This is a genomic window from candidate division KSB1 bacterium (genome assembly GCA_034506255.1).
Classification (GTDB): Bacteria; Zhuqueibacterota; Zhuqueibacteria; order Zhuqueibacterales; family Zhuqueibacteraceae; genus Coneutiohabitans; species Coneutiohabitans thermophilus.
The window spans coordinates 570,779-590,728 of record JAPDPX010000004.1 but is presented as its reverse complement, the minus strand read 5'-3'; the positions used below and the strand labels follow the sequence as shown (position 1 = coordinate 590,728).

The 19,950-nt window shown below is 54.7% G+C and carries 17 protein-coding genes; 2 read left to right on the top strand and 15 right to left on the bottom strand.

Annotation, left to right across the window (positions count from 1 at the left end; translation table 11 throughout):
• Positions 1 to 257 precede the first annotated feature (257 nt).
• From ONB52_10870 to ONB52_10835, 8 genes are all read right to left on the bottom strand, one after another.
• A complete protein-coding gene (locus ONB52_10870; protein MDZ7416639.1) occupies positions 258 to 1,688 on the bottom strand; it encodes an alpha/beta fold hydrolase in 1,431 nt (476 codons plus the stop codon).
• A gap of 36 nt (positions 1,689 to 1,724) precedes the next feature.
• The gene (locus ONB52_10865; GenBank protein MDZ7416638.1) at positions 1,725 to 2,480 is read right to left on the bottom strand and encodes an alpha/beta hydrolase; all 756 of its coding nucleotides are present in this window, start codon (positions 2,478 to 2,480) and stop codon (positions 1,725 to 1,727) included.
• A gap of 92 nt (positions 2,481 to 2,572) precedes the next feature.
• Positions 2,573 to 4,114 (bottom strand): sodium:solute symporter family protein, encoded by a 1,542-nt coding sequence (locus tag ONB52_10860; GenBank protein ID MDZ7416637.1) that lies wholly within the window; start codon positions 4,112 to 4,114, stop codon positions 2,573 to 2,575.
• A 169-nt stretch (positions 4,115 to 4,283) separates the two neighbouring features.
• Positions 4,284 to 4,610 (bottom strand): DUF3784 domain-containing protein, encoded by a 327-nt coding sequence (locus ONB52_10855; protein ID MDZ7416636.1) that lies wholly within the window; start codon positions 4,608 to 4,610, stop codon positions 4,284 to 4,286.
• 128 nt (positions 4,611 to 4,738) lie between these two features.
• Positions 4,739 to 5,875, bottom strand: coding sequence for a zinc-dependent alcohol dehydrogenase family protein (locus tag ONB52_10850; GenBank protein MDZ7416635.1), 1,137 nt, complete (start codon positions 5,873 to 5,875; stop codon positions 4,739 to 4,741).
• A gap of 120 nt (positions 5,876 to 5,995) precedes the next feature.
• Complete coding sequence (locus ONB52_10845; GenBank protein ID MDZ7416634.1) at positions 5,996 to 7,417, bottom strand: aldehyde dehydrogenase family protein; 1,422 nt, start codon at positions 7,415 to 7,417, stop codon at positions 5,996 to 5,998.
• 100 nt (positions 7,418 to 7,517) lie between these two features.
• Entirely contained in the window at positions 7,518 to 8,120 is a 603-nt protein-coding gene (locus tag ONB52_10840) for an ArsR family transcriptional regulator (GenBank protein MDZ7416633.1), read from the bottom strand.
• Between the two features lie 162 nt (positions 8,121 to 8,282).
• A complete protein-coding gene (locus ONB52_10835; GenBank protein ID MDZ7416632.1) occupies positions 8,283 to 9,392 on the bottom strand; it encodes a T9SS type A sorting domain-containing protein in 1,110 nt (369 codons plus the stop codon).
• A gap of 322 nt (positions 9,393 to 9,714) precedes the next feature.
• Here ONB52_10835 and ONB52_10830 point away from each other — a divergent pair, with 322 nt between their 5' ends.
• A complete protein-coding gene (locus tag ONB52_10830; GenBank protein MDZ7416631.1) occupies positions 9,715 to 10,125 on the top strand; it encodes an arsenate reductase ArsC in 411 nt (136 codons plus the stop codon).
• 417 nt (positions 10,126 to 10,542) lie between these two features.
• Here ONB52_10830 and ONB52_10825 read toward each other — a convergent pair whose 3' ends face one another.
• The 6 genes from ONB52_10825 to ONB52_10800 all read right to left on the bottom strand — a co-directional run bounded on the left by ONB52_10825 (position 10,543) and on the right by ONB52_10800 (position 15,355).
• Positions 10,543 to 10,731 carry a hypothetical protein gene (locus ONB52_10825; GenBank protein MDZ7416630.1) on the bottom strand — a complete coding sequence of 63 codons (189 nt, stop codon included), beginning with the start codon at positions 10,729 to 10,731 and terminating at the stop codon, positions 10,543 to 10,545.
• A gap of 249 nt (positions 10,732 to 10,980) precedes the next feature.
• On the bottom strand, positions 10,981 to 12,663 hold the full coding sequence (locus tag ONB52_10820) for a c-type cytochrome (GenBank protein MDZ7416629.1): 1,683 nt from the start codon (positions 12,661 to 12,663) through the stop codon (positions 10,981 to 10,983).
• A gap of 59 nt (positions 12,664 to 12,722) precedes the next feature.
• A complete protein-coding gene (locus ONB52_10815; protein MDZ7416628.1) occupies positions 12,723 to 13,343 on the bottom strand; it encodes a hypothetical protein in 621 nt (206 codons plus the stop codon).
• 80 nt (positions 13,344 to 13,423) lie between these two features.
• A complete protein-coding gene (locus ONB52_10810; protein MDZ7416627.1) occupies positions 13,424 to 14,047 on the bottom strand; it encodes a MarR family transcriptional regulator in 624 nt (207 codons plus the stop codon).
• A gap of 316 nt (positions 14,048 to 14,363) precedes the next feature.
• The gene (locus tag ONB52_10805; GenBank protein ID MDZ7416626.1) at positions 14,364 to 14,678 is read right to left on the bottom strand and encodes a cytochrome c; all 315 of its coding nucleotides are present in this window, start codon (positions 14,676 to 14,678) and stop codon (positions 14,364 to 14,366) included.
• A gap of 173 nt (positions 14,679 to 14,851) precedes the next feature.
• Positions 14,852 to 15,355 carry a cytochrome P460 family protein gene (locus tag ONB52_10800; protein MDZ7416625.1) on the bottom strand — a complete coding sequence of 168 codons (504 nt, stop codon included), beginning with the start codon at positions 15,353 to 15,355 and terminating at the stop codon, positions 14,852 to 14,854.
• 545 nt (positions 15,356 to 15,900) lie between these two features.
• Between ONB52_10800 and ONB52_10795 the strand changes: the two genes are divergently transcribed.
• Entirely contained in the window at positions 15,901 to 18,771 is a 2,871-nt protein-coding gene (locus ONB52_10795) for an ammonia-forming cytochrome c nitrite reductase subunit c552 (protein ID MDZ7416624.1), read from the top strand.
• A 538-nt stretch (positions 18,772 to 19,309) separates the two neighbouring features.
• On the opposite strand, the gene ONB52_10790 is transcribed toward ONB52_10795, so the two are convergent.
• On the bottom strand, positions 19,310 to 19,950 hold a 641-nt coding region (locus tag ONB52_10790), incomplete at its 5' end, for a T9SS type A sorting domain-containing protein (GenBank protein ID MDZ7416623.1).

Here is a 19,950-nt window from a genome sequence, read left to right as displayed (position 1 = left end):
AGTGTTGTTGGCTGAATTGCCATTCGGTTGCCATTTCCGGCTGGTCGCCACAAAAGCGCGCGCTGAAAAAAGTTCAAAAATATCTCTTACTGTGGCAAGCTTCAAGATGGGTTCACCGGGTGGATACAAAGCATCGCACCCCGGTTTAGACTTCAGCTTTTCAGGCAATGCTAAAGCATTGCCCTCCGATATTTCAGAGTGCGAAACTTTAGTTTTGTTTTATTGCACCAGTAACGCTAAAGCGCTACACTCCGAAATCACTTCAACAATAACATTTTGCGAGCCGTCGAAAAGTTGCCCGCCTCCAGCCGGTAAAGATAGACCCCACCGGCGAGACCGGTTCCGTCGAAACTTGCGGCATATTTTCCAGGCTTCAGAGCTTCGCTCACTAAGGTCTTTATCTTCTCACCAAGAAGGTTAAAGATCTCCACATGCACGTGTGAGGCCCTTGCTACTTCAAATTCAATTTTCGTTCCTGGATTGAATGGGTTCGGATAATTGGCTTCCAAACGAAAATCGGTTGAGAGATTTTCCGAAGCAGAGGCAGCTACCGAAGTCGTGCTCTGCAGCAACTGCGAATAATGGATCATCACCTCATCCGGCTTTTCGACGATCGGGGTGTGACCAGCGTCAGCAATTTCCACTTCCGTGTAGCTCCCGCCATTGGCTTGATATTGATTCAACACGCTGCGGGTTTGCGTGTCCATCGGTTGCGCCGGAAAGACCGCTTTGCCGGGCCACAAGGCCAGAAAAGCTGGGTCCAAAGCGCCGATGGTGACGAGATGGCCGAGGTCAAAAAAGGAGGAATCGGAGATCACCTGGTCTTTAGCGCCGCGAACCCAAAGGATCGGAAATTTGTTGGGAATGTTGATCAGTGAGCTGGTATTGGCATATTTCGGTGAAAAGGCATTTTGGGTGCCGCGGACGCCGGGGGCAACGAACGGCCAGTTGGCGCTGGGAACAACGTCCCCTGGAAAGTTATCATCTCCGACAGCGGATTTCAGAATCCCCGCCAGCAACTCGCGCTCATTCGGCGCGATGAAAGGGGGTTTGAAAAAAAAGTTGCGCATGATGTTGAGCGGTGAGAAAGGACTGTCCGTGGTCGTATCGCGGCTGGCAATGCGTTGAAGAAATTCAGGATTGGTCGTGCCGCTGCCACTTCCGGCAAAGTCGGCATAGTTGGGTGTTCCTGCCGCGTCTTTGGTGGCGAGAAAGCCATACGGTGAAATCGGGTCGACCAGCATCAAGGAAAGGAGCGTCTCCGAATGATCGACGGCGTACTGCATGGCAATCAGGCCACCCATCGACCAGCCAGCCATGTGAACTTTTTTGCCGCTGCCAACCAATGACTGTTCCGCAAGAAAGGCAAACACATCGTCTGACCAATCTCGCACGCCGCGGGTGGCATCGACCGGTTTGGTCTCGGAATCTCCGAAGCCGCGCAAATCGACGGCAAAGCAGTGGTACTGCGGCGGCATTCGCTCCATGATCGCGGTCCAGAAAACCGACGAGACAAGATTCCCGTGAATGAACAAAGCCACTTGCCCCTGCGGATTGCCGCTTTCGCGAAAATGCGTTTTTAAACGGCTGGATTGAAAATCTCCTTCGGTGATTTGCGCCCAGACCATGGAGGCGGGAATGATGAGGGCACAAACCAGTAGAGCAAAGCTCCTGCAGTAACTTGCCATTTTACTGCTGTTGGTTAAAGTTCGGAGTGCAAAACTTTAGTTTTGCTTTTCTACCGATGGCAAAAATTCATTCAAAATCTCCGCCACCTCCTGCGGCGCATCGGCGCCCAAGGAATGCCTGGCGCCTTTGATCGCAAAATAGCGCGAGCCGGTAATCGCTTGCTGCAGTTGCCGGGCGATTGGCTCATTCAAAACGTCGCTGAATTCGCCATGCACAATAATTGTTGGCACGCGAATTTTACGGCAGCACGCCCAAAGCTCATTCATCTCCGCCACGAGCACCTCCGGCGGCAACGAAAAAATTGCTGGATCAAAGCGCGGAGAAATCGTGCCGTCAGCATTTTCTATCATCCCATATTTTATCATCAACTCGATAAACCGATCTTTGGCGCCGCCCCAGGTAGTGCGATAAAATTCAAAGATGTGCTCGCGGTTTCTAAACGGCCGCGGCATGTTGGTGATGCCATAGTAAAGGCGCGCAAACCCGCGTTGATCTACCGTTGGCGCCACGTCGAGAATGGCAAGACTGACGACGTGCTCCGGATAGGTTGCGGTAAGTGAGATGCCAACTCGTCCACCCAGCGAATGGCCGACCACGTGAACCCGCCGATTGATGAGTTTCAAGAAATGCTGGATGTCATCGCGATAGGAGCCGATGGTATAAAACCCCTCGCCGGGATCGCTCAACCCGTGCCCGCGAAAATCCATCAGATAGATGGAATTGTTCACAGGCAGGTGTTTCACCACCTCGTCAAAATAATGACCGAAGGTGGTGATGCCGTGCAGAAACACAATCGGCGGCAACGAATCATCGCGTTGGAGATAAGCGTAATGGCATGTGCGCGCGCCGATGTAATAATCGGATTCCGTAAAATTTAATGGTGTCATATTCTCTCTCGATGTGTCGAGTACACCCCCTGAGTTTTCCGGTCGCTTTCTACGGCAATAGATTCGGAGTGCAAAACTTTAGTTTTGCCAGCTTTGCTCCACTGCACCAACAGCGTATATCCGAAAATAAAACTCACATTCGCAAACGTCGAAATCGTCGCGGTCTTGGCCGTATTCGGCGAATAGCCGCCATAATACAACGCCAGATGCACAAACAATCCCAAAGAGCTGCCGACAAAGGCCACCCAGGTTTTCAGCTCCTTCAAAAACAGCCCGCCCAAAATCGGTCCGACGCTCGCCGCTAAAATGCCGTAAAGTCCAATACTGGCAAAGATGCCGACAAACACCGGCGGATTCCGGCTCAACAGATACGCGCCCACGCCCATCAGAATGACAATCACTTTCGAGGCTCGCATCGCCAGCACATTGAGCCGGGCTTCCTCACGAGTCTTAAACAGCGCCGGCGCCAGCCAATTGCGAAACAAATCAAAGGCAACGATGGCCGAGACCGCCACTAAAATGCCGTCCAACGTGCTCATTGCCGCCGCGAGAATGGAAACCGAAATGAGCGCGCCCACCACCGGTGGAAAAGTCGAGACAATGTAATAGGCCATCGCCGCATCGGGATTGAGATTGGACGGCAGCGTGAGGATGGCGTAGAAGCCAGCGAGTAAAATCATGCAGAACACCGCGTAATTCAGAATGCCGGTCCATACAAAAGTTCGCAAATCTTCAGGCTTGCGCAAATATAATGTCTTCGTCAAAAGATGCGGCTGGGCGGTGAGCGCGAAGCCGATGACAAACGGGCAAACCCACACTTCAAAATGCGTGGAGAAAAACGGCGAGTCCGGATTCGTCCAACCGAGCAAAACGGTGTTTTTGTCCTGCAGCATCGTGATGAATCCCTCGAGGCCATGGGCAAAAAATTTAAAGCCGGAAAAGGCGAGCAGAAAAGCCTCGCCGGTCATCCACAGGCCTTGAAAGAGGTTGGTGTAGGCATGCGCATAAGTGCCGCCGAACAGGGTGTAAGTGAAAACGAAGATGATGATGATGAGCAAGCTGGCGTTGTAACTGATGCCCAGGGTGTTTTGCATCACGTAGGCCGAGGCCACGACGATGAGCACGACGTAAAAAACGTTGAGCAGCGTCATCGCTGAAAAGACGCGCTGAAAGAGGGGACTCTTGAAGCGCAGGCCGACCCAATGCGGCAGAGTAAGCGCATTGGATGCCACGCCGCTGTCCTGAAATCTTTTGGAGAGTAGCCACATTCCGGCCGTCATGCCCAGCACCAGAGGAGTCGACAGCGAGATAAACGCGCTGAAGCCGAAGGCATAAACAAATCCGGGATTGATCACGAAAGTCAAAGTCGAAGCCATCGACGTCGCCCACGCCACGCCGACCAACGCCGGATGCATATCGCGGTTGCCAAGCGCAAAGCTGCGAAAATTTTTGGTCTTGCGGCTGCCGAAGAGCGCGATGACGGCAGTGCCAAGCATGTAAAGACCGAAGAGCGACCAGGCGAAGGTTTTGGGGTGCATATTTTTTGGAGTACAACGCTTTAGCGTTGTTGTTTGCTACAAGATAAATTCGGAGTCAAGCGCTTCAGCGTTTGCTGTTGTTATCCGCACACCAGCGCGACGGTAAACCGTCGCACTCCGATTTACGGCGTCAAAAGATTTAGCGTTGTAAATGTGTATAAACCAATGCTTAATTTTTGACAATTTTATTTGTAAATCTCTGACAGCCTTGAACCATAATCAAGCATCCAGCAAGCACTGCAACGATATAGACGAGCGTCAACTCCAGAATGAACTTGGGCAGGGCCAGGTATAATATTCCAACCACAATGCCGAATACTCCCACCAGCAGCGCCCCTGAGCCGACCCAATTCGCCAGACCATTATTGTCTCTAACCCTTTTGGCGGAGTAACCGGCGATGAGCCACATCTGCTTTTTGTATTTAATCAGATAGCCCAAAGCAATTATGATGAGATGGACTGAGACGAAGATTACTGGGAGTATCAATGTTGTCATTTCTTACCTCTTCTCTTGTGAATAAATTCGGAGTCAAATGCTTTAGCATTTTTTGTTGTCGTTGCCGCCACATCACCGCGACGGTAAACCGTCGCACTCCGATTTGCTTCTTTACGTCAAGTGCAATGCTAAAGCATTGCACTCCGAATCACCTGCCGCACTGCTTCACCCCGTGCCAGCGCATCGAAGGCGGCATTAATTTCCTCAAGTTGAATGGTCTTACTGTGCAACAAATCCACCGGCAAAACTCCGGCTTGATATAAAGAAATAAAGCGTGGAATATCCCGTTTCGGTACCGCCGAGCCCATGTAGGAACCCATCACCGTGCGCTCCTCAGCGACCAAACTCACGGCGGAAATCGTAAACTGTTTGCTCGGATGCGGTAGCCCGATCGTAATGGTCTTGCCGCCGCGGCGTGTGGCCGCGTAAGCTTGCGTCAACACGCGCTCATTGCCCACAGCCTCGAAAACATAATGTGCACCGCCATTCGTCAAATCCTTTACCGCCTGCGCCGCATCGCTGGTGCTTGCATTCACGGTATATGAGGCGCCGACGTGCCGCGCCAACTTGAGTTTATTCTCCAATATGTCCACCGCCGCAATCGGCCACGCCCCGGCAGCGCGGGCGCCCATCACCACACTCAGGCCGACTCCGCCCAAGCCAAATACCGCGACACTCGTTCCGGGTTCAACTTTGGCGGTATTGACAACCGCGCCGACACCGGTCATCACCGCGCAACCGAATAGCGCGGTTTTTTCGAGCGGCAGGGTCGGATCAATCTTGACAAGGGATTCCTGCGCCGCAACCGTGTATTGCGAGAAAGCCGAGACGCCAAGATGGTGATTCAACTCCTGCCCGGCGGTATTTTTGAACCGGCGGCTGCCACTGAGCAGCGTACCGCTAACATTGGCTTTGGCGCCGTTTTCGCAAAGTGCCGGCCGGCCGGTGGCGCAGGGAAGGCAATGACCACACACCGGCACAAAGGCGAACACCACGTGGTCGTCGGGTTTGAGGTCATGGACACCCGAACCTACTTCGCGGACGATACCGCTGGCCTCGTGACCCATCACCATTGGCATTACTCGCGGCCGCGAGCCATCAATCACCGAGAGATCGGAGTGGCACAAACCTGCGCCGACAATTTCCACTAACACCTCGCCGGAGCCGGGGCCTTCAAGTTCGATTTCTTCGATGACCAGCGGCTGTGATACGGCGTAGGGCGCCGGTTTTTGCATTTCATATAAAACGGCTGCTTTTGTTCGCATGGGAACCTCCGCAAGCAACGCTGAAGCGTTATACGCCGATTTGTAGCTGGAGTGCAAAACTTCAGTTCTGCTTGCAATGCTGAAGCATTGCACTCCGAATTCTAACCGGAGTGCAAAATCTTAGTTTTGCCGGATGACCACCATCTGAATATTCGTCATTTCCTCAATCGCAAAACGCAAGCCCTCGCGGCCAATTCCGCTTTGGCGGTTGCCGCCATAAGGCATGTGATCAGCGCGGAAGTTCGGCGTGTCGTTGATGATGATGCCGCCAAAGTTCAAATGTTTGATCGCTTGCAACACGCGATTGAGGTCGCGAGTAAATACCGAGGCTTGCAAACCGTACTCGGTTTGATCAGCCTGGCGCAGCGCTTGCTCGAAATCATCGTAAGGAATCACCGAGGCGACTGGGGCGAAGGCTTCTTGCGCCACCACTTTCATCTCGGGCTTAACATCGGTCAGCACCGTCGGCCAATAAACCGGGCCTTCGCGACGGCCGCCGGTTAAAACTTTTGCGCCAGCCGCTTCGGCTTCCTTCACCCAGCTTTCGATGCGCTGGGCTTCGCGCAGATCAATCATCGGCCCGACGTCAACTTTTTCATCCAGTGGATCACCCACCACCATCGCGGCGCTGGCTTTAACAAAACGCTCCGTGAAAGGCTCTTGGATTTTCTTATCGCTGTAAATGCGCTGCACCGAGATGCAAACTTGTCCGGAGTTGTAATACGCGCCGACCGCGCAACGCTTGGCCACCAAATCGAGATCCGCATCCGGCGCGATGATCACCGGAGAGGTATTGCCCAATTCCATGGTCACTTTTTTAATGCCGGCGCGGGAGAGAATCTGCCGCCCCACCGCCGGGCTGCCGGTGAAGGTGATTTTTGCCACGCGCGGATTCGTCACCAACCAATCGCCAACGGTGCTTCCGGAGCCGTTAACGAGATTGATCGCGCCATCGGGAAGACCGGCTTCTTGGAGAATTTGGCACAGGAGAACGGATGTGAGTGGCGTGGTGTTGGCCGGTTTGAGTACCAGAGAATTACCCGCCGCAATGGCAGGAGCAACTTTGTGGGCAACGAGATTGAGGGGAAAATTGAAGGGAGTGATGGCCGCGACCACGCCGACCGGTCGCCGCAGCCAAAACCCGAAATAGCCTTCGCCGGCAGGAACGGCATCCATCGGCACGGTTTCGCCGTGAATGCGTTTGGTTTCTTCGGCAGCAAGCGCAAAGGTGCTGATGGCGCGATCAACTTCAATACGGGCAAATTTTAACGCCTTACCGGCTTCCGCGGCAATGGTGCGGGAAATCTCTTCTTTGCGCTCGCGAACGAGGGTGGCCGTGCGAGCAAGAATTTCTGCGCGACGATAGGCGGGCATCTCCGCCATCACGGACGCGGCTTTTTCCGCAGCAGCGACGGCACTTTCCACATCTTCTTGGCGAGCCGTGACCACTGCACCAATGACTACGCCGTTGTATTTATTTTTCACTTCGAGAGACGGGCCACCATCCACCCATTTGCCACCAATCAAGAGTTTTGCTTCCATCTTGGACACCTATTGCGAATTGAAATTTGTTTAATTGTTTCAAACGTTCCAGTCGTTTGAAATTTATGAAACGAAACGATCAAAATAAAAGCGACTACTTCTATTTTTGTCGCCTTTGCGATGACTCTCTATCGGCTACCCGCCGTTTATGATTTTTTCTCTCTAATACTTCTTTTTGTGAATGCACATACTCATCAAGGGTGGGGAGCGTCTTTAGCACCGAAGGCCATTCGTCAATAAACCGTTTGTAGAACTCTAAAACGCGATGGTAGAAGAAGTACATTTCGAGGACGCGCTGTAAAAAAGGACGGATTTTTCCTCGCTCGGCGGGGTCGGCCTTTTCATATTTCTTAACCATGATCTTGAGATATTTTTCGGCAATGCGGAAGCTGTTTTGATGCATGTTGTAATATCGAATACTGCTGTGGATAAAAAAATCGTCGGCGAGCTGATAATAATCTTTGCGGTCATTTTTGACCCACATCCGCCGCACAAAGCCCATTTCTTCCAATTGCCGGGCATGGATGCTTACCGGGCCTTTGCTGACTCCCAAACGTTCGCAAATTTCATCCAAACACAGCGGTCGATCACTGGTCAAAAGCAGGCCAACCAGACGACCTTTCAGCATGGGCTGGCCCACATCAGAATAGGCCTTGCCAATATCTTCAACCAACGCGTAGATGGCTTCAATCAGGTCCGGCACAGGTCACTTCCTTCTTGCTAAAGTTTCATGTCTTCTTATCATTTGAAAAGTTTGAAACTTTACAAGTATGCATACAAATATGCGCTTTGTCAAGTCTTTTTTTTGATTTTTTATAAATTTTTTGTTCCGCACCAGCCAATCGCATTGCAAATTAGCCAGTCGCTATTTTGCCAGCAGCATCGGCCTGCTCTGCGCAAAGATCACACGTTCTTCGGTGGTTGCCCTCGCCGTGAGGGTAAAAAAGTAAATTCCCGAGGCCAGCGGTGAATTGCCTCGTTGGCGCGTGAGTGCTTCCCATAATATCGCGTATGTGCCGGCGACATATCGGCGGTTGTCGATCAGCGTCGTCACTTCTTGACCGAGCAGATCGTAAATCCGCAAGCTTACCCATGCCGGCGCAGGCAGCGAAAAGGTGATGGTCGTTTGGGGATTGAAAGGATTGGGATAATTTTGATGGAGGAGGAAGCCATCGGGAATGGCCTCGCCACGGTTTTCCACCGCGGTGCCCAGCGGCGGAGGTTGCATCACCTTGGCGATAATGACTTCGATATTGGAGGTGTCAGTGGGCGCGGCGCCGCGAAACAGCCACAAATTGATTCTGGTTTTCAAGCGCCGCAGCGGGTTGGGCATGTCGCGGCCTTTGTACGTCCACCGCTGGAGGTAACGCTTTGCCGAATCCGGTTCGGCGAGATAATGGCCTTGTAGCGAACCGAAACTGATCGAATCCGGTTGCCAGTTGAAAAAGTGGGTGCTGCGCACGCTGTCCAACCGCGCCGGGAAATCCCACACATTGCCGGAGGTGGTGTAGGGTTGCACGGTATAATGGCCGGTGTTGCGGTTGCCGGCTTGGCCCCATTTGGTGAATTCGATGTCGATCTCGTTGCGGTCATCGGCATAGACGAACATTCCCAGCACCGCGCTTTTGTCCATGCGATCAACAAAACCTTCGGTGAAGAAACGATGCTCGCCGTAATCGGTGAAATGTTCGGTGTAAACCCCGGCGCAATGCCAAACGTTGTTGATCTTTCTGATCTTCAAATGCAGTCTGCCGAGTGAATCCACCCACACGCTTTGCGGGCTATCCGACCAGTTGTTCGGCCCCGGGCCGCCGAAGCCGGATTTGACGATCCAGGTGACGCCGGCAAATTGAAGCGTGCGGATGGCGGCAGGCGTGGGCGGCGAGGTTTGTGCGGGCGCGCTTGACGCCAAACTCAGGGCAACGACAAGCACGATCAGGCAACTCGCCAGCGTGAAGGACAGTTTTATCGGCATAACGTTAGATGAAATTTTCGATTTTAGCGGAGTGTGATGATTCATCGTTGCACGGTGCACGACAATGCTGAAGCATTGCACTCCGAATTAAAACGGAGTGCAAACGCTCCAGCGTTGCCGGCGGCGCTGCAGCAAAACTGAAGTTTTGCACTCCGGATTGAAACGGATCACTTCAACAGCAAAAGCTTGCGTTGTAAAGTCAACTCACCGCTTTTCAACACATAGAAATACGCGCTGCTGGCCAGGGGCACGCCGGCATCGTTGCGGCCGTTCCATTGCACGTCGTGCGCGCCCGCAGCGCGAAAATTTCAGAAGGGAGCTTATGAGCCAAAAACAGCGTGTCATTTTTGTTTGCACCCACAACTCCGCCCGCAGCCAAATGGCCGAAGGCCTGCTGCGCCATCTCGCCGGCGACCGCTATGAAGTTTATAGCGCCGGCACGGTGGCGACCAAAGTCAACCCGTTGGCGATCAAGGCGATGGCCGAAAAGGGCATCGACATTTCCCACCACACTTCGGATCATATCGACAAGTATATGGGGATAGCATTCGACTACGTGATTACAGTGTGTGACAACGCCAAGGAGACCTGCCCCTATTTTCCCACGAACAAAACTAGATGGCACTGGAGCTTTGAGGATCCCGCAGCGGCCACGGGAACGGAGGAGGAAAGACTGGCGAGGTTTCGCGAGATTCGTGATCAGATTGAACAGCGGCTGCAAATTCTACTGTAGTTTCGGCAGCGGTGCAGCCTGCCGGTGAACACCTCCGGCAAGGAGGGCCTGCGTTCGCATGGATTCATCGTGCCTCCACCTGGCGGTTCCCGCTTGACGAGATTCCCCACCACCCAATTCGAATGTCGAGGCCGACGGGAATCCCTTCCTCCGCAGACACAACATTCAGCACAGCATCATTCTGGCGGGCAGCCCTGTCACTCGCAAGATCTTGCGCATGGCAACATGCCCGTGCCTGACACCATTTTCAGCATACCGCAAATTGACACAGGCCACGGGCGCGCTCTTCCGTACTTCGATCATGGCGGAAGCGATCAGACTTTTCCGCATGCACCTTTGCCAGCCAATGGCAGGGATCTCGACGGGGTTGCGAAGTTTGTGAGATATGAGGAGAGTGCAAGACTTGCAATTCTCAGTTTACTGATTCAACCGTTTGGAACAGGTGCAGGGATTTTGCCGGCCGCCGACATTGAGCATCTCGATCTTCACATCGCGCGTGAGCTTCCAATACACCCCCAAGCCGGCGATGAGCAGGAGCACGAGAAAAATGCCGGTCATCGCTTTGCGTTTGAACCAGGCGGGCGATAATTTGAAGCAAGATTTCATTCTTCTTTGTTGTGAAAATGGATTTTTTACAGTGCAACTTTATGTGCATGCCTTGGGATGAATTGCGATATGCATGCAGTCACGTCGTTTGGCTTTTGCTTTTGCTGTTGTTGCTGCCGGTCGCGGCGGCAAACCGCAAGGTTGAGCTGTCGTTGTGTTTGCCGCGTGCCAAATTGAAGCTTTGCAGGGAAAAGCTTGCCCCGCTCCATTGTCAGCACAGGAACGGGGCAAGCCCCAAAAGCCCGCGAATCAATCCATCACCGCGCTGATGACTCCGGTTTTGGTGATGGCACCGGGCATCTTGCGATCCTTGAAATCAGCCAGGCGTTTGACGGGGCGCTCGGCCGGCGATAGCGACAGAATGTATTCCACCACCGCCCACCTGACTTTGCCATCGGGCAGGGCATCGGCATATGACGGCATGGGTGTGCCGTTGAGGCCGCCGATCATGGTGCGATACACATCCTCCGGTGCATGTCCGTTTTTGAAAGTCCATTTGTAGGTCAAATCGGTTGCAGCAATTTTTTCGCCCCAGTGATCCTTCAACTCGTCGGCCGAGGGTCCGTCACCCTTGCCACTTTGACCGTGACACTTGGCACACTCCAGCTCGTCAAACCATTTTTTACCCAGCGCCAACATCTCCGATGCCGGGGCTTCCGGTTTGGCCATCATTTCGATTTTGACCGGCTGTTCGCCCCTGGTGATGGCCTCGGTAAAACGCTCCGAAAAAATGGTCAAATATACCGCCAGTTGATGAATCTGCTGGTCATTGAGAAACTGCCCCCATGCCGGCATGGTGGTGTTGGGTACGCCGACACGAATGACGCGCTCGACATCTTCGAGGGTGGGCAGCTCACCGGTGTTGGTTGAACGAAATTTATAAATTCCCTGACGAAAATCGCGCGGTTTCACATCAAAGCCGGCGGCCAAAAATCCCTTGCCATCGCCTTGAATGCCGTGGCAGGGTGTACATTGCTGGTTGTAAAGTTCCTGTCCGGCTTTTATGTCCGCATACATCGGATGGTTGGGAGGGATTTCGGGAGCCGGGGGATTGGGGTTGTAGCGCGTCGGTCCGGGCACGCCGGGTTTGGCACCGGCTTTTTCCGCCTCTTCATCCACATAGCCCAGCTTGCGCACCATCTCGTTGGAAAGGCCTTGTTGCGCCCAGTTGCCGCGCGAGGCGAATCCCGGCCCGTAGAGGTCGTACATTTGAAAAAATTGATAGGCGCTGGCATCAGTGAGCACCTCGCGCACTTCGTGATAATACCGCTCGAAACTGTACGCAAAACCGGCGCCCTGTCCGCCGATCAAATAAATTTTTTGCGCGGCGGGATCAACAAACTCCTCCTGATGGAAAAGATAACGGTAGTACGGACTGTCGCTGCCGCCGCAATAGGCGAGAAACTCCACCCACGGCACCGGCGATTTCGGATCGATCTCCGTCAGCCGGTCCTTGACATTGACGCCATAAACGCCGCCGTACTTTTCAAAAAATTCCGGGAACTGGGTATCGCGCCAGCGGTGCTCGCCGATGATGTGGCCGATGGTGAAACCAAAGCTGGCCAGCGTGTGCGTCTCCCAATGACTGCCGGGCGCCCAATGAAAAATCACGCCGCCCTGCGGGCCTTCCCAATCGGTGCCGCCATACGCCTCGACTTGGTGCTCGGCGACTTTGTTGTTGAGCGACCAGTAGACAAAATCCAGCCAGCGCTCATCGCCCGGAACCAGCGTCAGCGTCTCGGTGTTCAGGTCGTGATCGGGATTGTAACTGGTGCGAATGCCTTTGGTCTTTTCGGCCCATTGCTGCTTGTTCCAGGCGGAAGGGCCGAGATGGGTGGGCTTAGCCTTCTGCTCGCAACCCATGCCGAGCATGGCCATGGCTGTTAGCAGCAAGCCGAGGCCCAAGTGGCGGGAACAACGTGCGGTCTGCATGATTCTCCTCCTCATCGGTTGGTTCTTGCCGGCGCACTACTGAAGTTTTGCTCGCCGGGTCAATTGGACAACAGCTTTTCGATCACGCGTTGCAGACTCTCCTCGCTGTAATGTCCGAATTCCTGTTGATGAAGGTTCAGCGCCTCGTCAAAGATGCTCCACGTTGGTGTGCCTTGCATCAAATTGGCGGCAAAGGTGTAACCGATGCGCTTGTAATGGCGCAAAAAATAGTCGCGCAGGTTGTTGGTCATTTCCGCGCGCGCAGCCGCGCTGGCGCCGGCAAATTGCGGAAGCCGCCGGCAGATGCGCTCGAGCAGCTCGCCGGTCAAAAAATTGGCAGGCGGTTCGATGCTGTCAAAAGCCACGGCACAGGGAATACGATCAGGAAATCGTGAAAGACCGAAATGCGCCAGTGCTTTGCGCGTTTCGCCAATGACTTCGCCGCTCGCCAAAAGCTTTTGGGTATTCTCCAGCGTATTCAGCTCGAAATCTTCGAAGGCGGTGGACAGCAAAAGAAAATTCACGCGGTCGGAGCAGGCGGCATGCAGGCGCAGCAGGGTGGGCAGGGCGTGCAGAAAACATCCCGGGCAATTCACTTGGAAAGTGAGCATCACATTCACGCGCCCGGGCGCGAAGTTGCCCTGAAGAATTTGGGAGAATTTGAGGGTGAGACTCGACATACTCTGCGCCTCGGAGTGCAATGCTTCAGCAGTGCTGGCTTGCCTGCGCTCCGCAACACGGAAGCGTTGGACTCCGGTTTTTATTCCACGCTCATCATCTCATGCTCCGGGCAGTTCAGCCGCAATTCGGAATCCGCCAGAGGTTTATCCAGCAACCGGCAATGATGCGGCGCCAGCGTGTTCGGATGCGCGTTGGGCTGAAAAAACTTGCAAGTGAGGCACATTCTGGCAAGGGTGATCACACCGGCTTGCTGCAGGGATTCGATCAACCGCATCAGGAATTTCATCACCACCACTTTTTCTGCCGTTTCGAATCGGGCAATATTTTTTTGCATGACGTCGGCCCAGGTGGAAAGGCGACGGGCGGTTTTCCTGCCGTCGGCCGTCAAGGAAACCAAAGCGAGGCGGCGGTCGTCCTGGCAGCGCTCGCGGAAAACCAGTTTTTTCTCTTCCAGGGTGGTGATGGCATCACTCACTGTTGCCGGTGTCAGGGTGAATTCCCGGGCCAATTGTCCGACGGGGCATTGCTTCGCCGCGTGATAAAGCAAATAGACCAAAAATTGAATCTGAATCGGGCTGAGATTGTAGTCCCGGTTTTTTTCCCAGAGCAAAACCCGGAAAGCTTGTGCAAGACGTTCGAGAGCAGCGACGATCTTGCTGTCGACATCGTGGTGTTGGTGTGTGGGGTCAAAAGGAGAAGACATGTGGTGGCCCGATGAAAATTCGATTCGAAGTGTCTGAATTTTGCCTCTTCTTTGTGCCATCGTTCGCCTGGGAACACATTCTCGGACGCAAAACTGAAACCGCCTGAAGGCGGCTGTCCACCAATCGCGTGACAAACCGGCCTTTGACTGGCTCGAGCTTTGAGCCTGCGATTTCAATTGCAGGCGGCAAGGGCAACACGGCCCATGCAAAATTCAGGGAGTACAAAACTCAAGCGTGATGCGCGGCTGTACGACAGTGGCGCACGCCAGCTTGATCGTTGCAGTTGCGACGCGGAAGGGTCACACTCCAAGGGCGTTATAGCTGTTGCAAAAGATGATCGGCAAGGATCCCGATTTGCGTGCTGTCCAGTCCGTCAAAGGCTGGCATCGAAATGGGATAATAGCGCCGCGCAAGTTGCTGGAGTCGCACCTCGCCCACCCGCGCAGCGGCAGGGTCTCTGAGGTAACGAATGAGCGTGTCGCGACGCCAGTGCGCTGCCAGCCCGCGCAGGGACGGGCCCTGGGCGCTCCCGCTGCCATCCTCCCCATGACACGTACCGCATCCCCATTCCTGATAAATTTTTTCTGCTGAAACCGCGGCAATGGTAGTCGTGGTGTTCTGTGTTTTCAACGGCCCGCTGCTGCATGCCATCAGTGCTGTGGACAACGCCGCCACTGTTTGCAGCAACTTTCGTTTGTCATGAAAGACATCGAGAGGCATTGCTGCTGGATATGCAATGGGAGGAGTGCAAAACTCCTGTTTTGCCCGCGGGCGAAGTTGAAGTTTTGCACTCCGGATAACGCTTACTGGCGATAAGTGGAAAAAACGTAATCTTGTGCCTTCTGGCCGGCATGGCAGGCAAAGCAGGCGCTCTTGGCGTCGGTCACCACCCGCTCTTTCGTATCGCCTTTGAAGGCCTCGAAGCCCCAGCCGCCGGTCTCGGCAAATTTTTTGGAATCCTTTTGCATGACGCCGACGACTTTGCGGCTGCCCTCGACGATGGCATTATTTTCGGACTTGGCTTCAAGCAGGTCGAAAACCAGAACCGATCCATCAGGATAAGCCTTCCCGGCTTTCATCGCCGCCAGGGCTCTGGCATTGGTATAAACGTGGTGAATGCCGCCGAAGGACTCATACAGCGGATGGCCTTCCTGCAGCACCATGGATTTGACGTGCGGCCAGGCGCGGTAACCTTCAGGGTAAGCGACCTGGTTGGTGTCAGCATCAGCCTTGGTGAGGTAAGCACCCAAACTCAGGCACAGCGCCACCACAAGGCCGGCGGTGGTGAATACGTTTTTTTTGTGCATGCAAATCTCCTTTCAGGCAGAAAATCAACGAAGGGTTTTATATTAGGAATCCTAATATAAAATAGGCAAAAAAGTGCCCGCTGTCAACAAAAATTTAGGATTCCAAGCAGTAATTTTTACTCCGAACTTGCCAAACTTGCCAACGGCCTACCTCTTGACTTGCGCCGTGCGCCCGCGATGAAATGTTTTTCCCCGGCGGCGATGCTCAGGTTCACTCGAAGTAGCATCGCAGCACTTTCGCAGTATTGCGAAATTCCTCCCGGATTTTTTTCACATTTAAGGATCGTTTTTCGTCAAGCTCGAGCATCGTGCTTTATCATCAAAAAAAACAAGAAATATTCTGGCGGCATACTGGCGCATGGTTTGCTTTGGCGAGATTCAAACTTTGCCGCGGTTATTCCAGCCATTGTGTGAGTTCGGAGGCATATTTTCAAACGCACAGAAAGGAGGTGACGCCAAACGACGACTCACGTCATACGGATGACCGTTTGCTTGAAAGATGGAGTCAAGTCACAGAGAGGTTGATGAATTCAAGGAGGAGAGCGATGCAGCAATTTAAAGGTTTCTTCAGTTTATGCCTGGGTCTGGTGGTCATTGGCGCGAACGCGGTCCATGCGCAAGCCACTTACACCGGCTCGGAAACCTGCCAGGCCTGCCACGCCGGCACGTTTGGCAATCAGTTTACGCTCTGGCAGCAGTCTCTGCATGCCAGGATTCATCTGCCGGCGGTGGCGGCAAATGTCAAAGGCGATTTCACGAAAACCGTGAGCATGGGTGCCGCCCATGGCAACGCGCAGGTGATTTTGCGGGTGGAGGGTGACAAGCACTTCGCGCGCGTGGGCGCCAGCGGCCAGGAATATGAAATCGCCTTCACCTATGGCGGGGGTTGGAAGCAGCGCTATCTGGTGAAAATCGGCGACAGCTATTACATCCTGCCGATTCAGTGGAATGCCAAAGGCTATCTTGACAACTCCACGGGCGATTGGGTGGCCTACAACCCGCAGAATTGGTTTGATGCCGCCGGCAATCCCAAGGCGACGAACAGCAACACGTTTCGGGCGAAAGCGTGGGACAAGAACTGCTCCGGCTGCCACATCACCGGCAACAATGTCCAGCGCGTGGTGGCGGGCAATGATACTTCCTACGTTTCCACGTGGGCGAACAACAGCAGCGTGGCCAACATCGTCGTGGGCTGTGAAACCTGCCATGGCCCGGGCAGCTTGCATCCGGCAAATGCCTTCAACCCGGCGGATCGCAAGATTCTCAACCCGGCCAAGCTTACCGACAACAATCGCAAGCTGGAAGTTTGCGGACAGTGCCACTTCCGCGGCACCAGCAGCAATGGCACTTATGAATTTCCGTGGGACGAGGCCAAAAATCGCAGTTACGCGCCCGGCAGCGAGGTGCTGGCGAACTACAAAGTTGACAAACCCGGCGTGTGGCCCGACGGCCTCACCGCCAAACAACATCACCAACAATATCAGGAGCTGTTGACTTCCAAGCATGTTACCAATCCCTTCCTGAAGTTGAATTGTTTCACCTGTCATGATCCTCACAAGCCGGCCGGCGATCATCAAGTTCGTGATTCGCTGGCGGTGGGAACCGACAAGTTCAAAGTCGACAATGATGATAATACCCTCTGCCTGGCCTGTCACGCGACGCACGGTCCCTTTGCGGCGATCACCAAAGACATGGTGAAAGATCCGGCGGCGAATCAAGCCGCGATTGCCGCGGTGGTGAGCGAGCATACGCGACACAGTTACGATCCCACCAATGCCAACGGCACCAGCGGCGCGAGTCGTTGCAGCAAGTGCCACATGCCGAAAACCGCGACCACCGCGAAGGCGTATGACATTCATACCCACACCTTCGCGACGGTGCAACCGGCGAAGACTCTGGACTATCAGTCGAAAGGCGGCATGCCCAACGGCTGTGCCGTGAGCTGCCATCGCAACGGCAGCGGCAAAGTGCCGAACTTCGGCATCACCGATGCCAGCCTGAGTGCCTGGAATGAGCAGAGTGACGTGGATCTCGCCAAGGAACTGAAGTTCTGGGATGAAAACATGTACTTCAAGGCGCGCGGCGGCACCGGCGCGGCCGTGAGCGCCCTGCCCGCCACCACCGCCCCTGTCATTGATGCCGACACCAGCGATTGGAATGATGTGAGCTGGGTTGATGTTGCTTTGGCCAATAGCAAATCCGCTTCCGTTAAAGGAAAAGTCAGCGGCAATAATCTCTACTTGCTCTTCCGTTGGGCGGATCCGACCATGAGCCTGGTGCGCGGTGAATCGTGGGCCTGGGACGGCAGCAAGTGGAACAAGACCAGTGGCCAAAGCGAAGATCGTGTCGCGGTCATGTGGAACATCGACATTCCCGCCGACCAGTGGGAGAGAAATGGCTGCATGACCAAATGCCATTTCGATGTCAACAATCCGGTGGCCTCCGATGGCAACCCCGAGGATGACACCTATCTCCCCGCCGGCCAGCATGCGGATCTGTGGCACATGAAACCCGGGCGTGGTTTGGGCGTCACGAGTGTGCAGCAATCCGGCAACGTGGTGATCGATCCGGTGACGCATCAGGCAACCTCGGGTGTTTTCCAATTGGTCGGCTTTCTCGATGATCAGAATATGAAAGAATATGTCGGCAAGCCCGATGGCGGTCGTGTGGGTGACTCCGGTTCCGGCGCGGACAGCCGCAACCGCAATGCTGGGCAAAACGGCCCGCTCTACATCGAGAAGAACCCCACCGACTACATCGATGCGATGGTGTTGACGCAGGCGGAGATCAACGCCGGCGAAACCGCCAAGGTCGATTCGATCAGCGTGGCGGAGCTCAACACCTATTGGGCCAAGTATGCGGCGCTCAACGCCGTGGTGCCGGAGCGCTATGTCAAGACGCCTTCTGGCAGCCGCGGTGACGTGAAGGCCGCCGGCTTGTGGAACAACGGCGTCTGGTACGTGGAAGTGCAGAGGGCGCTGAACACCGGCAATACCGACGATGCGGCATTTGCCCTCAACAACATTGCCACCTTTGGCATGGCGCTGATGAACAATGCCGGTGGTGACGAGCACTGGACTCAGGGCAGTGTTTTGAACAAGGTGGGGATCGGCGTCACGGTCGAGGTGAAGGAAACGCCGACCGCCGCGCCGGGGCAATATGCGCTGACGCAGAATTATCCCAATCCGTTCAATCCCATGACGACGATTCGCTTCGAGACGAAAGCGCCGGGTTGGGTAAACTTGAAGGTCTACAATACACTCGGCCAGGAAGTGGCGACGCTGGTGGATCGCATGCTGGGCGCCGGCTCGCATGCCGCCATGTTTGATGCCAGGCATCTGCCCTCCGGCGTGTACTTCTATCGCTTGTCGGTGAATGGCTTCACGGCGACGAAAAAGATGATTCTGATGAGATAGCCATTTCCGTCTTGCCGGCAAAACCGCCGGGCCGCACGCCCGGCGGTTTTTTATTTCGCCCCGGCCGCGCCATTTACAGAGGTGGGGTGGCGAAATCACCAACGATTCTCTTTCCCGGCAAGAGTGCCACCTCCAAAACAAAAAGCCCGTGTCCGGATTTCGGATACGGGCAGGAGGCCACGGAGAATAGAGTCGAAAGGAACGGTATTGCTCGTCGATCACCTGTGGCGGCGCGGCAAGCAGCGCGCACTGCGCCACGGGCAGATTTTTACAGGCACCGGCGTGACCTCCTCAGCGTCAAGCGCGCCTGCAGGGAACACGCGCGTTTTTTGCAGGCAATCGGTCCGGGGAAAAAGCAGAGTGCGGTGTTGAAGGGTCAACGATGCCGGGTGCGGCGGCTGCAGCCGCCCATGCCAAACGCCCTGTCCTCCTTCTCATCGTCGTCATCATCAGGCATGTCGATCATCGGTTGCAATCCATTTTCCGGATCTGTAGCACTCACTTCGAGCAAGGCCCGGCTTCCGCACTCGGTGCTTTCTCATCTGGCCAACAACATCTTGCGCGTATATACCCGGCTGCCGGCTTCCAGGCGGTACACATACACACCGCTGGCGAGGTTGCCGGCTTCCCAATTCACCGTGTAGCTGCCGGGAGTGCGCAAGCCTTCCACCAGTGTCGCCACTTGCTGGCCGAGAAGATTATATACCGCGAGCTTCACCCAAGCGGTGGTGGCGACGGTGTAATCAATGCTGGTGGAGGGATTAAAGGGATTGGGATAATTCTGGCTCAGACTGAAATCAGCCGGCACACGGCTGGAGGTTTTAAGCTCCTCCACTTTGGTCGGCTCGCCACCACCGCTGGAAGTGAGCACGCCGAGAGCAGCCAGCAGCGTCCAGTCTGCCGCCCAGTTGGTATTGCCAAAGGCGCCCACATAGTCAGCCGGCACAAAGAAGCCGTCATTGGGCGGGGTGGCATAACCGGTGAGCGCGGGGCTGCCGGGCGCGGGCCGCGGATCGAGACCGCGATCGGTGGTGCGGCTGATGCCACGCAGTTGGGGATCGACGAAACGGTTGTTGTTGGCGGCATCAGTGAGATAGGTGCGGGTGAAAAGCTGGGCGCTCACCTGATTGCTGCCGAAACCGAAGAAGATGTTGTTGCGCAAAACGATGTCCCCCGCCT

Bases quoted from the DNA above. Each gene is read 5' to 3' on its own strand.
- ONB52_10870 (MDZ7416639.1), bottom strand. From the start codon at position 1,688: ATGGCAAGTTACTGCAGGAGCTTTGCTCTACTGGTTTGTGCCCTCATC.
- ONB52_10860 (MDZ7416637.1), bottom strand. From the start codon at position 4,114: ATGCACCCCAAAACCTTCGCCTGGTCGCTCTTCGGTCTTTACATGCTT.
- ONB52_10855 (MDZ7416636.1), bottom strand. From the start codon at position 4,610: ATGACAACATTGATACTCCCAGTAATCTTCGTCTCAGTCCATCTCATC.
- ONB52_10850 (MDZ7416635.1), bottom strand. From the start codon at position 5,875: ATGCGAACAAAAGCAGCCGTTTTATATGAAATGCAAAAACCGGCGCCC.
- ONB52_10845 (MDZ7416634.1), bottom strand. From the start codon at position 7,417: ATGGAAGCAAAACTCTTGATTGGTGGCAAATGGGTGGATGGTGGCCCG.
- ONB52_10835 (MDZ7416632.1), bottom strand. From the start codon at position 9,392: ATGCCGATAAAACTGTCCTTCACGCTGGCGAGTTGCCTGATCGTGCTT.
- ONB52_10830 (MDZ7416631.1), top strand. From the start codon at position 9,715: ATGAGCCAAAAACAGCGTGTCATTTTTGTTTGCACCCACAACTCCGCC.
- ONB52_10825 (MDZ7416630.1), bottom strand. From the start codon at position 10,731: ATGAAATCTTGCTTCAAATTATCGCCCGCCTGGTTCAAACGCAAAGCG.
- ONB52_10820 (MDZ7416629.1), bottom strand. From the start codon at position 12,663: ATGCAGACCGCACGTTGTTCCCGCCACTTGGGCCTCGGCTTGCTGCTA.
- ONB52_10815 (MDZ7416628.1), bottom strand. From the start codon at position 13,343: ATGTCGAGTCTCACCCTCAAATTCTCCCAAATTCTTCAGGGCAACTTC.
- ONB52_10810 (MDZ7416627.1), bottom strand. From the start codon at position 14,047: ATGTCTTCTCCTTTTGACCCCACACACCAACACCACGATGTCGACAGC.
- ONB52_10800 (MDZ7416625.1), bottom strand. From the start codon at position 15,355: ATGCACAAAAAAAACGTATTCACCACCGCCGGCCTTGTGGTGGCGCTG.
- ONB52_10795 (MDZ7416624.1), top strand. From the start codon at position 15,901: ATGCAGCAATTTAAAGGTTTCTTCAGTTTATGCCTGGGTCTGGTGGTC.